Origin of the sequence: Okeania sp. SIO2C9, from assembly GCF_010672455.1 — a bacterium.
Classification (GTDB): domain Bacteria; phylum Cyanobacteriota; class Cyanobacteriia; order Cyanobacteriales; family Microcoleaceae; genus Okeania.
Genome location: NZ_JAAHGO010000025.1, coordinates 22,770 through 39,485 on the forward strand (window position 1 = coordinate 22,770; position 16,716 = coordinate 39,485).

General features: G+C 35.9%; 8 protein-coding genes. 2 read left to right on the forward strand and 6 right to left on the reverse strand.

Annotation, left to right across the window (positions count from 1 at the left end; all coding sequences use genetic code 11):
- Nucleotides 1-451 precede the first annotated feature (451 nt).
- The 6 genes from F6K23_RS19950 to F6K23_RS19975 all read right to left on the reverse strand — a co-directional run bounded on the left by F6K23_RS19950 (nucleotide 452) and on the right by F6K23_RS19975 (nucleotide 15,201).
- The gene (locus F6K23_RS19950; protein ID WP_293159047.1) at nucleotides 452-2,236 is read right to left on the reverse strand and encodes an ABC transporter substrate-binding protein; all 1,785 of its coding nucleotides are present in this window, start codon (nucleotides 2,234-2,236) and stop codon (nucleotides 452-454) included.
- Nucleotides 2,237-2,475: 239 nt separating this feature from the next.
- Nucleotides 2,476-2,628 (reverse strand): hypothetical protein, encoded by a 153-nt coding sequence (locus F6K23_RS19955; protein ID WP_293159049.1) that lies wholly within the window; start codon nucleotides 2,626-2,628, stop codon nucleotides 2,476-2,478.
- Nucleotides 2,629-2,765: 137 nt separating this feature from the next.
- A complete protein-coding gene (locus F6K23_RS19960; protein WP_293159051.1) occupies nucleotides 2,766-6,140 on the reverse strand; it encodes a response regulator in 3,375 nt (1,124 codons plus the stop codon).
- Nucleotides 6,141-6,755: 615 nt separating this feature from the next.
- Nucleotides 6,756-10,100 carry a response regulator gene (locus F6K23_RS19965; protein WP_293159053.1) on the reverse strand — a complete coding sequence of 1,115 codons (3,345 nt, stop codon included), beginning with the start codon at nucleotides 10,098-10,100 and terminating at the stop codon, nucleotides 6,756-6,758.
- A gap of 364 nt (nucleotides 10,101-10,464) precedes the next feature.
- Nucleotides 10,465-13,866, reverse strand: coding sequence for a response regulator (locus F6K23_RS19970; RefSeq protein WP_293159055.1), 3,402 nt, complete (start codon nucleotides 13,864-13,866; stop codon nucleotides 10,465-10,467).
- Between the two features lie 30 nt (nucleotides 13,867-13,896).
- The gene (locus F6K23_RS19975) at nucleotides 13,897-15,201 is read right to left on the reverse strand and encodes an RNA-guided endonuclease TnpB family protein (RefSeq protein ID WP_293159057.1); all 1,305 of its coding nucleotides are present in this window, start codon (nucleotides 15,199-15,201) and stop codon (nucleotides 13,897-13,899) included.
- A 520-nt stretch (nucleotides 15,202-15,721) separates the two neighbouring features.
- Between F6K23_RS19975 and F6K23_RS19980 the strand changes: the two genes are divergently transcribed.
- A complete protein-coding gene (locus F6K23_RS19980) occupies nucleotides 15,722-16,570 on the forward strand; it encodes a transposase (RefSeq protein ID WP_293159059.1) in 849 nt (282 codons plus the stop codon).
- Nucleotides 16,551-16,673 (forward strand): hypothetical protein, encoded by a 123-nt coding sequence (locus F6K23_RS19985; RefSeq protein WP_293159061.1) that lies wholly within the window; start codon nucleotides 16,551-16,553, stop codon nucleotides 16,671-16,673. Before F6K23_RS19980 ends, F6K23_RS19985 begins: the two co-directional genes overlap by 20 nt.
- The last annotated feature ends 43 nt before the right edge of the window (nucleotides 16,674-16,716 follow it).

Sequence of the window (16,716 nt, forward strand, 5' to 3'; positions counted from 1 at the left end):
TCTTTTGACTCTATTCAAGGTAGGGTGTGTGACGGCATCATTAATTAAGCTGTCACACCTGATTATCCGTTTAAATAGTGATAAAAAACTTTCTCCTCCTCTTCCTTCTTCTTCCCTCCTAACTCCTGACTCCTTCATCATTATTTATAAGTATTCAACCAGATATAATCAGGACTTACGCATAACCACTACAGATAGTAGGGGTTAATGGCCATTAACCCCTACACGGCCATTAACCCCTACAAATGGTGTATAATTTAATCTTTTGCGTAAGTCCTGATTATGTGATGGCAGAGAAAGAGTTGATGTTTGACTTATGCGGATGATGAACCTCAGACAGGGAAATGTTTTTCCTCCTGTTGCCTGTTGCCTGTTGCCTGTTGCCTGTTGCCTGTTGCCTGTTGCCTGTTGCCTGTTGCCTGTTGCCTGTTGCCTATTACTTGCTATAGGTTCATTTTTCGGTAACTTTCAATTCATCAATATTCCAAAAAGCTCCACCAATAGCAGAGAATTTTAAATTATCTATACGATCGCGAACTGCTTGGAACGAAAGAGGGTTTACTAAAAAAAATATAGGCAACTGTTCCGCAACAATTTGCTGAAACTGACCGTAAATTTCTCGACGTTCATTCTCATCTACCGTCTGATATCCAGCAGCAAATAAACGGTCAATTTCTTGCTCCCAATTAGAAACTTGCCAATTTTGCATTGGTGTTTCTCCAGGTTTAGCACCAAGATTAAATTGATGAAATGAGCCATTACTTAACCAAAATAAGGAGAGTAAATTTGGCTCAAAATCTGCACCAGGAACACCAAAAGCTCCGACATAACATTCCCAATCTCTACGAAGTAATAGCTTCTCTAAAACAGTATTGAAATTAAGTACCTGTAAATTAGCTTGAATCCCAATTTTACTTAAATCTTCTTTGACTTGAACTGCTGTATCTATTCTGAGTTTTTCTTCAGATTTTACTAAAATTGTAAATTCTACTCGGTTACCATCCTTGTCTAATAATTCATTGGCATTATTATATTTAAAACCAGCATCTAACAATAAGTTTCTAGCTTTTTCATGGTCATAATTATAGACCTTTAATCCTGCTTCCGGAGATAAATAATAAGGACTTTGTACCCCCAGAGCAGAATGTTGTATTGCTCCTAAACCTCGATAAATATTATTATTTATCTGTTGACGGTCAATAGCATAAGCAACTGCCTGACGAAACGCCAAATTATTAAACCAACCAGACTTAATAGGATTTAAAAAAGGCTTACCTTCCGAATTTTTAGCTTGATTAAGATTAAAACCAACAAACTGATAGCCAACTTGAGGACCACCATTATAAATCTGATATTTTCCTCGTTTTTCTTCTCGTTTAAGTAATTGAAATGCTTCGGCATCTACTCGTAGAGTATCTAATTCCCCAGAACGAAATCTGAGCAATTGATTATCGGTTGAAGGAATAATTTGGATAATAATTTCATCGAGATAAGGCAGTGAATTACCCATGGCATCAGAACGCCAGTAAAAAGGATTTTTTTGTAAAATAATTCTTTGAGAAGGTATATAACCAGCAAGTTTAAATGCACCATTACTAATAATTTTTTGTGGTTCTGTGTTTGTATTCCAGGTTGATAAAAATAGAGGTTTACCATCAGCATCACTTGATAAAACAGTATCTCGCAAAGCATGAGCTGGTAAAATTTTTAATCTTTCTATATATCTGAGAAATGGGGCAAATGGTTCAGGCAAAATAAATTCAACTCTTTGTCGATCGAGTTTTTTGATAGAGGGAAAAGCACCATTTCTACCAATTCTTAAAAAGTCTCTGTAAACAGTAGGAATTTGTTTATTTAGATAAATATCTTGATAGGTAAAAACAACATCATCAGCAGTTAGAGGTTCCCCATCAGACCATTTTAATCCTGAGCGTAAAGTAAAGATAATTCGTTTTTTATCTTCAGACAAAATCCAAGATTCTGCTAATGCTGGTTGTAACTCACCAGTTAGACCATTTTCTGATAGTAATCCTTCGTAAATAAAATTAAAAATTCCGTATGGAGAACGAGATATTGGGTAGTTAAAAGTGGGTGGCGCACTAGGCAGAACTAAAACTAATTTGGAATTATTATTAATCTGTGAATTTAATAATATTGGGCGACAACCACTTATTAAAATCAATAAACAACATAATAAAAATCCAATTGAAAAATGTAGGAATCGAAAAATCATCATAAAAATTCGGTAAGTGGGAAACCACCGTCTTTTAAGCGGTGGATGGAAGCGACTCGACGGGTTTTAACCCGTAGTCAAAAAAATGTGTTATTATAAATGAATAACTTAAAAAGTAGCCTCAATGGCCTTTTAGCCGGAGAGAGTAGTGGCAATTGGCACCGCCTAGTAGGGGCGATTCGCGAATCGCCCCTACTGTTGTATAAGTACTACGGTACGGTACTGGCAATGTGGTTGTTTGCCTAACGGCATACTTCGTAAACGAGCAATGTGAAAATCGTGGTTTTAACCCGATAGAAAGCTCCTCTGAAGAATCCACGCGACTTTAGTCCGTGGAGTGTCAACTGAGTGCCATTTTCCCATCTCCCCACACTCCCCATCCCCCCGCTTCCCACTCCTTATACCAATTGACTTTAAAAATGTCACAAATAGTTTCCCTCCTTCAAATGTTAAATAGGGTTTGCTGAATAAAGCTGATAAAATCTTAACTTTTGACTTTTGACTTTTGACTTTTGACTTCCATGAAACGATATTACTTGTGAGTAAATGCCCAAACTCCTTCCCAGTTGTTCGGCACACCAGTTGCTGTTAACTCCTCAATTCTTTCTAGATAAAGTTGGGATGTTTGGTCTGAAGAATTAACTGCCAATACTTTCTCAAAATAATTCTTAGCACCAACCAAATCTCCCAAACGATAATACTCTACAGCTAGTTCAAAATCTGCCTGAGTTCTTAATTTTAATTCTCGCACAGAATCTACTTCTCCATCAAGCACTTCATAAACATTAATCGGTTCATCTCTACCCTTAACAGAAGCTCTATCTAGAAATCTAATTTGATATTTTTGAGGATCTTTTAAACTCTTAAAAGCTGACTCAGAAATTAATAAAGAAACTCCATAATACTTAGTCAAACCTTCTAAACGTGAAGTCAAATTCACATTATGAGAAAGTGCATCTCCTGACATCCGAGTTTCCTCTCCAATGATGCCAACCATCATATGACCCCAATGAATACCAATGCCAATTTTCATCGGTAACAAACCCATAGCTTTTAGAGTCTGATTATATTCCTGTAATGTCTTAAGTTGAGAAATAGCTGACTGTATAGCATCATCAGCGCCTTCAGGAAATACAGCCATAATACCATCTCCCATAAACTTAATAATTAAACCATTGTAAGCACGAATTTCCGGACAAACTTGTTGTAAATAACCATTGACAAAAGCAAAAGTTTCTTGAGAAGTCATCTTTTCAGATATACTCGTAAAAGAGCGAATATCAGAAAAGAATATAGCCATTTTTTTACTCACCCGATCGCCTAAATTGACATCAAGAATATTTTCTTTTGATAGCAATTTGACATATTCATGGGGTACAAAACGTCCGTAAGCATTAGTGATTTTTGATAATTGAAGATGGGTTTTAACCCTAGTTAATAATTCATCTTTAGCAAAGGGTTTAGTCAAATAATCATTGGCACCAAATCGGAAACCCATAACTAAATCAGCTACTCTATTTTTAGCAGTTAACATCAAGATGGGCAAACTTTGAGCAGGATATTTTTCCCGAACTTTAGCGCAGACTTCATAACCAGACATATTAGGCATCATTACATCTAGTAAAATCATGTCAATATTCGTTTCTTTCTCCAAAACTGCCAAAGCTTCTTTTCCGTTTAATGCTTGAGTAACTTGATAGTTATTAGCTTTGAGGTGGTTATTCAAAACTTGAATATTTATAGGTTCATCATCGACAATCAAAATATGAAAGTTACTATTGTAAATATTAGTATCAAGAGGAGTTATTTCTTCAATTTCTACTTGCTCTTCAATATAATGAATACTTTTTATTGAAGCATTCAAGGTTTCTTCTACAGTTTCTTGAGAAATTGGTAAGGTAAAACTAAAGCGAGAACCAATATCCACTTCAGACTCAACCCAAATCTGACCGCCATGAAGTTCAACTAATTGTTTTGTGACTGCTAACCCTAAACCTGTGCCGCCGTACTTTCTTGCTGTAGAACCTTCACCTTGCTCAAAAGATTCAAAGATGCGGTCTAATTTATCATTAGGAATACCAATACCAGTATCAGAGATAGCGATTACCAGTCTTTCCCATTCAAGGCAAGAGCGATCGCTATTTTGAGATTTTGTAGTAAGATCGCTAACTAATGCAGCTGACATTTCAATTACTCCAGATTCAGTAAATTTGATAGCATTGCCAATTAAATTATAAAAAATTTGTTGCAAACGATTTTCATCAGCATAAACTGGAGGTAAATTTTTGGGAACACTGTTGATTAATTCCAGGTTTTTCTTTTTTAAAGAAACTTGACTTAAAGCCATCACTACTTCAACCACCCCACGCACATCAACTGGTTTAATTTGCAGTTCTAATTTTTGGTGTCTGAGCTTTGAAAAGTCAAGAATATCGTTGACGAGATTAGATAGACGACGAGCGCTATAAACTATCATACTTAAGTTGGAAGAGGCGACCGAATTTAACTCTCCAGTGTTACCTTCCAAGATAAATTCACCAAGACCAATAATCCCATTAAGTGGGGTTCGGAGTTCGTGGGAGGTGTTAGCTAAAAATTCATCTTTGAGGCGGTCTAGTTGTTTGAGCTGCTCGTTTTGTGTTTCTAAAGTTTGAAAAGAATTTTTAAGTTGACTTGCCATGAGATTAAAAGAGTTGGCAAGTTCGCCTACTTCATCACGACGGTGAATATTGAGTTTATTTTCCCATTTGCCTTCAGCGATTTCTTTAGCCGCAGAATTAAGTTGTAAAATAGGTTGTGAAATCCAGTTCGTAGTTACTATTCCTACTAATATAGCTACAATCAAAGCAGCAAGACTTAATAAGATTGTCGTTCGGGTGTTGGTGTCTATTTTTTCCATGAAATCCTTCTCAGGAACGATTACAACCACTAGCCACTCAATCCCTTTACCATCCTTAACTGGCATGATGCTAGCATAATACCACTCTCCATCAATCGGAAAATTGATTTGTTCGTTACCCTCAATTTCATCAAAATTACCGAAATTTTCTTGTAGGTGTTTTGCCGTGGAACTTACTATAATGTTATCGCTATCAATAGCAGGTAAGCGTTCAATTTTTTTCTTTTCACCAACTTCAATAGTTAGGAACGGTTGGGAAATCTGAGAACTAACAACTAAATCTCCTGATCGCTCCATAATAAAACTTTGTCCATTGGGACTAATATATAAGTTTGTAAGAAATTCTGTAATCCTGGTCAAGCTGGTCTGATTTGCTAAAATCCCAATTAACTGGCCAGTAGAATTAAAAATGGGTCTGACAGCAGATATATCCAAAGATGTATTAGCACGAGAGAAAGCTGGATAAATAGAACTCCATGTGGGTTGACCAAGTTTCTTTGCCGCCTTATACCAAGGACGAATCCGGGGGTCATACTCTTTTACTGTCACAAACTCTTCCGCATTACCCTGAGAATCTAACCGATAAATTTCACGAACTGGTTCAGTAGCTATAGTACGAATCCGGAAGACAATTTCACCATTATCAGGATTAAGTTCAACACCAATAAATTCTCCCTGCTCATTACCGAAAAAAAGGTCACTTTCCAAATCCCCTTCTTTAATAATTTGCCAAAAATAGGCTCGCATTGCCTGAAAATTGTCAACATCTAAATTGTCACTTTCAATTGCATCATTAGTTACTCTTAGTACCTGATAAGACTTGTTGAGATAACTTAAAACGTGCTGTTCAATACGAGAACTAATTTCTTTAGTTAACTGGTTTGCAAGAGTATCGACAGTTTGGCGTCCATTAGTAAAAGAAAAATATCCTACTAATCCCACAGCACTAACAATTTGTAGAATAAAAGGGACAATAAGGACAGTTTTGAGAGGAAATTTATTAAACATTTTGCCCAGTGTGAGAGATAGAGGTCTAAATAACATAAAAGCTTTAAGTTTATTTCTAATATATCTCTGAACTTGAATTTGATCATGCCAATTTTAAAAAAAGAATGTTACAAATTATAGGGAATAGGCAACAATTAATAATTAATAATTATTGCTCTACCGAGCTAATCTAGGGTTTGCTGAATAAAGTTTTTTGATAGGAGTAGGAGACAGGAGATAGGAGTAAGAATTGTCCCTCAATTTTTCTGTCCTTAGTTAGCATAAAAGCCAGGGGGGATAGCAAAAAAATCACGATCGACAATTGTTCCGGGTATCTTTTCTATAATTCCTCGTTTCTCTTAACTAGGGCTTGCGCTCATAAAGCTAAAAGTCAGGTAGCTTAGGGTAATTGAGCTTTTTATATTCAATTTATCTCCTAAGTTATTGGCTCTTATTGGCATCAATTTACTGAATTTTTCTGCTGAAATTCAAGAAAATTTCTTCGCATAAAATGGCGAAACCATTGTCTGTTACCCCATCTCCGCGTCTCCCCCTCTCCGTGTCTCCCCCTCTCCCCCTCTCCCCCTCTCCCACTCTCCGTGTCCTCAATAACCCACTCCCCACTCCCTACTCCCTTTACTTGTGAGTAAATGCCCAAACCCCATCCCAGTTTTTGGGCACACCAGTTACAGTTAATTTATCAATTCTTTCTAGATAAAGTTGAGCTGTTTTATCTGAAGAATTAACGGCTAATACTTTCTCAAAATAATCTTTAGCAGTAACAAAATCTCCTAACCGATAAAACTCTACACCCAATGCAAAATCTGCTTGAGTTTTTAATTTTAATTCTCGTACATAATCAATTTCTCCATCTAGAACTTCATAAACATTAATAGCTTTATGTCTACCTTTTACAGATGCACGGTCTAAAAATCTAATTTGATATTTTTCTGTATCTTTCAAACCCTGAAAAACTGATTCAGAAATTAATAAAGAAACTCCGTAATATTTAGTTAAACTTTCCAAACGAGCTGTCAAATTCACATTATCAGAAAGTGCATCTCCTGACATCCGACCTTTCTCCCCAACTATACCTACCATCATGTGACCCCAATGAATACCTATACCAATTTTAATTGGGGGAAAATCTTCTGCTTTTAGGGTCTGATTATATTCTTGTAATTTCTTAAGTTGAGCAATAGCAGTTTCAACGGCATCATCAGCGCTATCCGGGAATACTGCCATAATCCCATCTCCCATAAACTTAATAATCAAACCATTGCGATCGCGAATTTCTGGACAAACCTGTTGTAAATAACTATTGACATAAGCAAAAGTTTCTTGAGAAGTCATCTGCTCGGATAGGGTTGTGAAAGAGCGAATATCAGAAAAGAAAATTGCCATTTCTTTACTTACTCTATCTCCTAATTTAACATTTATAATACTTTCTTTTGAGAGTAACTTCACATATTCGTGAGGAACAAAACGCTCATAAGAATTAGTAATTTTTGATAATTGAATATGAGTTTTAATCCGAGTTAATAACTCATCTTTAGCAAAAGGTTTAGTTAAATAATCATTCGCACCAAATTGGAAACCCATAACCAAATCAGCCACTTGATTTTTAGCAGTTAACATTAAAATGGGCAAATTCTCCGCAGGATATGTTTCTCTAATTTTAGCGCAGACTTCATAACCAGACATATTTGGCATCATTACGTCTAACAAAATTAGGTCAAAATTCTGATGTTTGGCTACAGCATCTAAAGCTTCTTTTCCATTTAATGCTTGAGTAATTTGATATTTATTGGCTGTCAAATGGTTAGTTAGAACTTGCACATTTATCGGTTCATCATCAACAACTAGAATATGGAAATCACCATCTGCTAAATGATTGTCATAGGGTTCGATGTTTGGGGATGTTTCTACGATCTCATTAACTCTAGAAACAGAAAGACTCAGAGGATCGGCGACATATTTTTCGGAAACGGGTAGAGTAAAACTCAAACTAGAACCGACACCAACTTGAGACTGTACCCAAATTTTACCCCCATGAAGTTCAACTAATTGCTTGGTGACAGCTAACCCTAAACCTGTACCACCGTATTTTCTAGCTGTGGAACCTTCTCCTTGTTCAAAAGATTTAAAAATGCTTTCTAATTGATCACTGGGAATACCAATACCAGTATCAGAAACAGTAATTATTATTTCCTGAAATGCTTGGGAGTTATAATTATTGGTAATTAGTGCTGCTGAGATTTCAACTTTACCAGAGTCAGTAAACTTGAGCGCATTGCCAATTAGGTTGTAGAGAATTTGTTGTAAACGGTTTTCATCAGCACTAACGAGAGGTAAATTTTTGGGGATAGCATTGATTAACTGTAGATTTTTATTTTTGCTGATCAATAGATTTAAGGTGACTACTGTTTCTACAACCACAAAAACATCAACTGCTTTAATCTGTAATTCTAGTCTATTGTATCTAATTTGGGAAAAGTCAAGAATGTCATTAACTAGAGTAGAAAGACGACGAGCGCTAGATACAATCATAGTTAAGTTGGAAGTGATGGTTGTATTGAGATTTTGGGTTGGTTCTCCTAGAAGAAATTCACCAATACCAATAATGCCATTCAGTGGGGTGCGGAGTTCATGGGAAGTGTTGGCTAAAAATTCGTCTTTGATGCGGTCTAATTTTTTCAGTTCTTGGTTTTTTGCTTCTAGGGTTTCAAAGGAGTTTTTGAGTTGTGTTGCCATCCGGTTAAATGACTGAGCAAGTTCTCCTACTTCATCCCCACGATCAATATGCAGTTGATTTTCCCATTTGCCTTCCGCAATTTTTTTCGCAGCAGAATTAACTTGTAATATTGGTCTAGTAATCCAGTATGCAGTAAATATCCCAACTAAGATAGCGATAATTAGAGCCGTAATACTCAATAAAATAGTAGTTCTGGTGTTGGCATCTATTTTTTCCATAAAGTCACTTTCGGGAACCACAACCACCACTAACCAATCAATACCCCGTCCGTCTCTAACTGGGATGACGCTAGCATAGTACCACTTTTTATTAATAAGAAAACTAAATTGTTTGCTGCGATTAACTTTTTCTAAACTACCAAACATTTTTTCTAGGTGAGTTGCCGTAGCACTGACTACAGCATTATTGCTGTCAAAAGCGTGCAAGCGTTCTATGTTTCGTTCCCCATTAATTTTAGTAATTACAAAAGGTTCAATATCTTCGGAACTAGCAATTAGATTTCCAGAGTGCTCCATGATAAAGCTTTTGCCATTAGGACTAATCTTTAAGTTGTTGAGAAATTGAGTCATCTCAGTTAAGCGAGTTTCATTACCCAAAACTCCAATTAAATTATCGTCAGAATCAAAAATAGGTTTAACCGCAGCTATATCTAAAGATGTGTTTTTGTCAGAAAAGCTAGGATAAATAGAACTCCATGTAGGTTCACCTATTTTTTCTGCTGCCTGATACCAGGGGCGAATGTGAGGATCATACTTTCTAATTTTCAATAATTTGCTGATATTAGCACGCTCATCTAACAGATAAGTTTCTCGTAATGGTTGAGTAGCTGTAGTCAGAATTCTCAAGACAATATCTCCACTTTCAGGATTAATGTCAACGTTGATAAACTCTCCCTCTTCGTTACTAAAAAAAAGGTCGGTTTCCCACTCCTGATCTTTGACAATTTGCCAAAAGTAGAGCCGTATTGCACCAAAGTCGTAGAGATCAAAGTTGCCACTGGTAATAGCATCATTGGTTATTCTTAGAACTTGATGGGATTTGTCTAGATAATCTAGAACATGCTGCTGAATACGAGTGCTAATTTCCAAAGTTAACTTACTCGCCAAAGTCTCAACTGATTCGCGTCCATTAGTAAAAGAAAAATATCCCACTAATCCCACAGCAGTAACAATTTGCAGAATAAAAGGGACAATGAGGACTGTTTTCAGGGGAAATTTGCTAAACATTTTGCCTAGTGTGAAATATAGAGGTCTAAATAACATAAAAGCTTTAGGTTTATTTCTAATATATCCCTGAACTTGAATTTGGTTGCTAATTAAAAAAAAAGAATGTTACAAGTTATAGGGAATAGACAATAATTAATAATTAATAATTAATAATTAATAATTAATAATTAATAATTAGGGCTTACCGATCTAATCTAAAAGCATTTATAGATAAAAGTTTTAGCCTTTTTAGAACTGGAAAAAGTACCTAGCTTTCAGCTCTTTATGCTCAAAAAGGTGCGCATTTTGGGCAGGAGAGTAGCCAAAAAATTACTCCCCTACTCCCTACTCCCCCGCTCCCCTACTCCCCTACTCCCTACTCCCTTTACTTCTGAGTAAATGCCCAAACTCCATCCCAGTTTTTGGGCACACCAGTTACAGTTAATTTATCAATTCTTTCTAGATAAAGTTGAGCTGTTTTATCTGAAGAATTAACGGCTAATACTTTCTCAAAATAATCTTTAGCAGTAACAAAATCTCCTAACCGATAAAACTCTACACCCAATGCAAAATCTGCTTGAGTTTTTAATTTTAATTCTCGTACATAATCAATTTCTCCATCTAGAACTTCATAAACATTAATAGCTTTATGTCTACCTTTTACAGATGCACGGTCTAAAAATCTAATTTGATATTTTTCTGTATCTTTCAAACCCTGAAAAGCTGATTCAGAAATTAATAAAGAAACTCCATAATATTTAGTTAAACTTTCCAAACGAGCTGTCAAATTCACATGATCAGAAAGTGCATCTCCTGACATTCGATTTGGCTCTCCCACAATACCAACCATGATAAAACCTACATGGATGCCAATTCCTACCTGAATTTGGGGTAAACCTTCTGCTTGTTGAGTCTGATTATATTCTTGTAATTTCCGAAGTTTACCTATAGCAGCTTGCAACGCATCATCAGCGCCTTCAAGAAATACAGCCATAATAGCATCTCCTATAAACTTAATAATTAAACCATTCCGGTCACGAATTTCTGGGGAAACTTCTTGTAAATAACCATTGACAAAAGCAAAAGTTTCTTGAGGTGTCATGTTTTCAGATATAGTAGTAAAAGAGCGAATATCAGAAAAGAAAATTGCCATTTCTTTACTTACTCTATCTCCTAATTTCACATCAAGAATATTTTCTTTTGATAGTAATTTAACATATTCGTAAGGGACAAAACGTTCGTAAGAATTAGTGATTTTTGATAATTGAATATGGGTTTTAATCCGAGTTAATAATTCATCTTTAGAAAAAGGTTTAGTCAAATAATCATTGGCACCAAATTGGAAACCCATGACTAGATCGGCGACTTGATTTTTAGCAGTTAACATTAAGATGGGTAAACTTTGGGCAGGATATTTTTCCCGAATTTTAGCGCAGACTTCATAACCAGATATCTGAGGCATCATCACATCTAGCAAAATCATATCGATATTCTTATTAGTCTCTAAAGCAGCTAAAGCTTCTTTTCCATTTAATGCTTGAGTAACTTGATAGTTATTAGCTTTTAAGTAGTTACTTAAAACTTGAATGTTTATAGGTTCATCATCCACAATTAAAATATGAAAATTACTATTAGCAATATCAGTATTGAGAGGAGTAATTTCTTGAGGTTTTTCTACTGAATCTACAAAATAACGAATACTATTGACCGTAGAAGTAGTAGAGGTTTCTGCTACAGATCCTTGTGAAATTGGTAGGGTAAAGTAAAATCGGGAACCAATACCAACTTCAGACTCCACCCAGATATGACCACCATGGAGTTCGACTAATTGTTTCGTGACTGCTAACCCTAAACCTGTACCCCCATATTTTCTAGCTGTGGAACCTTCTGCTTGTTCAAAAGAGTTAAAGATGCGGTCTAGTTTATCACCGGGAATACCGATACCAGTATCTGAGACGACGATCCTCAGTTCTTGAAATTCCTCTATATTTTGATTGGAGTATTCTCGGGCCTGAATTTGTTGGTGGGGGTTTATAGAATTGTTGCGAATTACTTCTGCCCAAATTTCGACTTTACCAGACTCAGTAAATTTAATAGCATTGCCAATTAAGTTATAGAGAATTTGTTGTAAACGATTTTCATCAGCACGGACGGGGGGTAAGTCTTTAGGAATATTATTAACTAACTGTAGATGTTTATTTTTCCTGACCACAAATTTATTTAAGCTAACTACTGTCTCTACTACCCCATAAATATTAATAGCTCTAATTTGTAACTCTAATGTATGGTGTCTGATTTTAGAGAAGTCAAGAATGTCGTTGACAAGATTAGATAGACGACGAGCACTAGAAACTATCATGCTTAAGTTAGAACTAGTGATTGAATTTAGCTGTGGTTGATCTTCTTCTAAAAGAAATTCGCCAATACCAATAATGCCATTGAGGGGAGTTCGGAGCTCGTGGGAGGTGTTGGCTAAAAATTCGTCTTTGAGGCGGTCTAGTTGTTTGAGTTGTTCATTTTTTGCCTCTAAGCTTTCAAAGGAATTTTTGAGTTGGTTGGCCATGAGCTCAAAAGAGTTGGCAAGTTCACCTACTTCGTCGCGACGGTGAATATTAAGGGTGTTTTCCCAGTGGCCTGTAGCAATGTCTTTCGCAGCAGAATTAATTTGTAAAATTGGTTGAGTAACCCAGTGAGTAGTGGCTATTCCTACCAATATAGCTATCATCAAAGCACTAAAACTTAATAAAATAGTGGTCTTGGTGTTGGCGTTAATTTTTTCCATGAAGTCATTTTCAGGAACAACCACAACCACTAACCAATCAATACCTTTACCATCCTTAAGTGGCATGACTCTGGTATAGTACCAAGCTCCATCAATTAGAAATTTAAGTTTGCGATCGCTATTAATATTTTTAAAATCACCAAAATGTTCTTGCAGTTGTTCGACAGTAGCGCTTAGTGTAGGGTTATTACTTTCGATCGCAGGTAGACGTTGGATATTGCGCTTTTTGCCCTCTTCAGTAATGATAAATGGTGTCTTAATTTGAGAGCTGACTACTAAATCTCCTGATCGCTCCATAATAAAACTTTGTCCATTGGGACTGATATATAAGTTACTCAGGAAATTTGTAACTTGCACGAGAGTAGTTTTGTTCGAGAGAACTCCCACTAACTGCCCACTGGAGTTGAAAATAGGTCTGACTGCGGATATGTCTAAGGAGGTGTTTTGACGGGAAAAGGAGGCAAAAATTGGACTCCAGGTTGGTTCACCTAGCTGCTTTGCTGCTTTATACCATGGGCGATCGCGAGGGTCATAAGCTTTTCCTTTTAAATATTCGCTGATGTTACCCTCATTATTAAGTAGGTAAGTTTCCCGAATAGGTTGAGTAGCAATGTTACGAATTTTAAAAAGAATATCTCCATTTTCTAAACGTTCAACCCCAATAAATTCTCCTTCTTTATTGCCAAAGAAAAGATAATCCTCCAAATCTTTTTCTTTTACCACTTGCCAAAAGTAAAGTCTCAGAGCAGCAAAATTATCAACATCCAAATTTTCACTTTCTATGGCATCATTGGTTACTCTTAGAACTTGATGAGATTTATTTAGATATCCTAAAACGTGCTGTTCAATACCACTGCTAATTTTTTGGGTTAACTGGTTAGCAAGATTATCAACAGTTTGTCGCCCATTGATCAAAGAAAAATATCCTACTAATCCCACAGCACCAAAGATTTGTAGAACAAAAGGGACAATGAGGACAGTTTTCAGGGGAAATTTGCTAAACATTTTGCCCAGGTTAAAGAATAGAGGTGTGAACTACCCAATGCTATAGCTATTGCTACAGGATAGGTTTCCATCTTCGCTGGGAATAGCATCTAACAAAACTGATGTTTTGCCAGGTGACTTACATTCCCTCAGATTGGCAGTAGAGCTAGTTCCTAACTCCTGTTTTGAGTGCATTTGACATTTATCGTGCGACGGCAAATTACGCACTCGCAATATCCGCAAGGCTTCATTTTTGATATTGATTGCAGCATTAATCTCTCTATTATGGGTTGTATGACAATGCTCGCAAGTCCAATTTTTCACATTCACAGACAAACTACCAACTTGATTTAAACAAATATTACAAGTTTGTGAATAAGGCAAAAAACGATCGACTTCTATATAAGTTTTTCCTTCTCTTTCTGCCTTATAACTAAGCATTGTTTCAAACATTCCCCAAGCACCATCACCAATAATAGATGCAGCTAAATTATTGTGTCTTGGTGCGCTACCAGGTGCGTCTTTTGCTGAGGTTGGGTCACACCGCTTTTTTATAGCCAGATTTTCCACTGCAATTACTTGGTTTTCGTTGACTATCTTGCGGGATAGCTTGTGTAGAAAATCTTCACGGCATCTAGCTATTTTCCCCTGTACTCTAGCTATTTTTATGCGTGCTTTAGTTTGGGCGTTGCTGCCTTTTTGTTTACGAGCTAATTTCTGCTGCTTCCGTTTGAGATTAAGAGTATATTTAGCAATATTCTTAGGATTTTTATATTTTGAACCATCTGATGTTATACAAAAATGAGTCGATCCTAAATCAATTCCTATTGCTTTTCCTTCTGCTGATTTTTCAGGATTTACTCGATCGTCTTCAACTAAAACAGAAACAAAATATTTACCATCTGGATTAACAGAAACAGTTACAGTCTTGATTTCTCCTGAAAAATCTCTGTGGCGACGATAATAAACTAATCCAATTTTAGGTAGTTTGATATAGTTATCCTGAAATTCTACATTTTGAGGATAAGTAATAGATTGTCTACCTTTTTTAGACTTAAATTTTGGTAACTTAGCCTGTCTATCAAAGAAATTTTTGTAAGCTGTAGATAAGTTTAATGCTACTACTTGGAGACACTGAGAATAAGTATCTGTTTTTAGCCATTCATGCTCTTTTTTAAGTTGAGGAAGCATTTTTTGAATAGCTGCTCTACTGAGACTTTTTCCAGTATTTCTGTAGGTTTCATGGCATAAATTTAGTGAATAGTTCCAAAACCATCTACAACAACCAAAGCTCTTCGCTAAAGCCAATTGCTGTTCTGATGTTGGATATATTCTATACTTATATGCCTGATACATTTATCACTTATCTATAACAATGATAAAATTTTAGCATATATTTTTATGTATCCGCAACTATAGCGCTACGCAAATACGCTCTTGACATTCCTCTGTTCCCTTTTCCCACCAAAGTTTAAAGTTTATTGTCAAACGCCAAAAAACGTAGTGCTATATATTGATTGTGATTAATACCAACACCAAGACTCCACTATGATGCGGGACTTATCACAACATCAAATTATATCATGTCCGCTTGAATACTTATACTTTGGTGGAAGGAAGGCAGAGGGCAGCGGGAGCTCCTATGCTGTTTGCGTAGCATTCCGTAGGAAAGGGTTTCTTTCAATTGAAACTTAATTCTATACATGCTCCGATGCTACCGGACATGATATTAAAAGTAATATGTTTAATCCAACTTGATACGGTCTCGGGGTCTCCCGTTATCATCTGCGATTTAACGGGAGGAGAATTGCCGAGCTGTAAATTAAAAGGGTGTCGATTGCTGTTCAAATGCAGCACTAAAGAGTAGTATAAAATTATGATAATTACTCATTGCTACAAAATTAAGCCCACTCCTGAACAGTCAGTCAAAATTGATTATTGGCTAGAGTTGTTACGAAGACATTGGAATTATGCTCTTGGTCAAAGACTAGATTGGTTAAATAGAACTAGATGTCAAATTGACCGTTGCTCACTAATTTCATGTCCTATTGGCGAGATTTCTAGTAGGCCAGATTATTATTTTCAGCAATCAGCACTTAAACAGACAAAACAGTTATTTCCCGACTACAAAGAAATATATTCAGAAGTTCAACAAATTAACCTACAAAGACTAGATAAAGCTTGGAAACGTTGGCTAACACCTGGTAAAACTGGTAAACGTGGAGGACGACCAAGATTTAAAAAATCAGGAAAGTTACGGTCATTCTGTTTTAGTAGAGTTAATCATTCCAAAGCAGTAATGAAATTTGATGGAAAACAAATAATTACTACGAGGTTTGGTGCTATTCCAGTCATAGTTCATAGACCAATTCCAGATGGATTAACGATTAAAACTGCAACTATAACCAAAAACGCTGACGGTTATTATATAAGTTTCAGTTTAGAAGATAAGTCGATTCCTAGTTTAATTCCTACAGAAAATATCAAAACTGCTGTAGGTATAGATGTCGGTTTAAAAGAGTTCTTAACTACCAATACTGGTGAAACTGTTTCTGTTCCTAAATTCTATAGAAAATCCCAATCTAATTTAGCAAGAAAGCAAAAAAAAGTATCTAGAAAAGAAATTGGGTCAAACAATTGGAGGGTAGCACAAAATAAAATAGCTAGACTACATCAACATATTGCTAGACAAAGAGAAGATTTCCATGTGCATTACTGCTCATAAATTAGTTAAAGAATATGATTTAATTGCTTTAGAAGACCTAAAGATTAGAGGTTTAGCTAAAAACACTAAACTCTCAAAATCAATTTATGATGTAGGTAAATAATGAATAATGAATAATGAATAATGAATGATCTCAAATCCGTTGG

Excerpts from the sequence above, each read along its gene's own strand:
- F6K23_RS19950 (WP_293159047.1), bottom strand. The coding sequence starts at position 2,236 with ATGATGATTTTTCGATTCCTACATTTTTCAATTGGATTTTTATTATGT.
- F6K23_RS19960 (WP_293159051.1), bottom strand. The coding sequence starts at position 6,140 with ATGTTTAATAAATTTCCTCTCAAAACTGTCCTTATTGTCCCTTTTATT.
- F6K23_RS19965 (WP_293159053.1), bottom strand. The coding sequence starts at position 10,100 with ATGTTTAGCAAATTTCCCCTGAAAACAGTCCTCATTGTCCCTTTTATT.
- F6K23_RS19970 (WP_293159055.1), bottom strand. The coding sequence starts at position 13,866 with ATGTTTAGCAAATTTCCCCTGAAAACTGTCCTCATTGTCCCTTTTGTT.
- F6K23_RS19975 (WP_293159057.1), bottom strand. The coding sequence starts at position 15,201 with ATGTATCAGGCATATAAGTATAGAATATATCCAACATCAGAACAGCAA.
- F6K23_RS19980 (WP_293159059.1), top strand. The coding sequence starts at position 15,722 with ATGATAATTACTCATTGCTACAAAATTAAGCCCACTCCTGAACAGTCA.
- F6K23_RS19985 (WP_293159061.1), top strand. The coding sequence starts at position 16,551 with ATGTGCATTACTGCTCATAAATTAGTTAAAGAATATGATTTAATTGCT.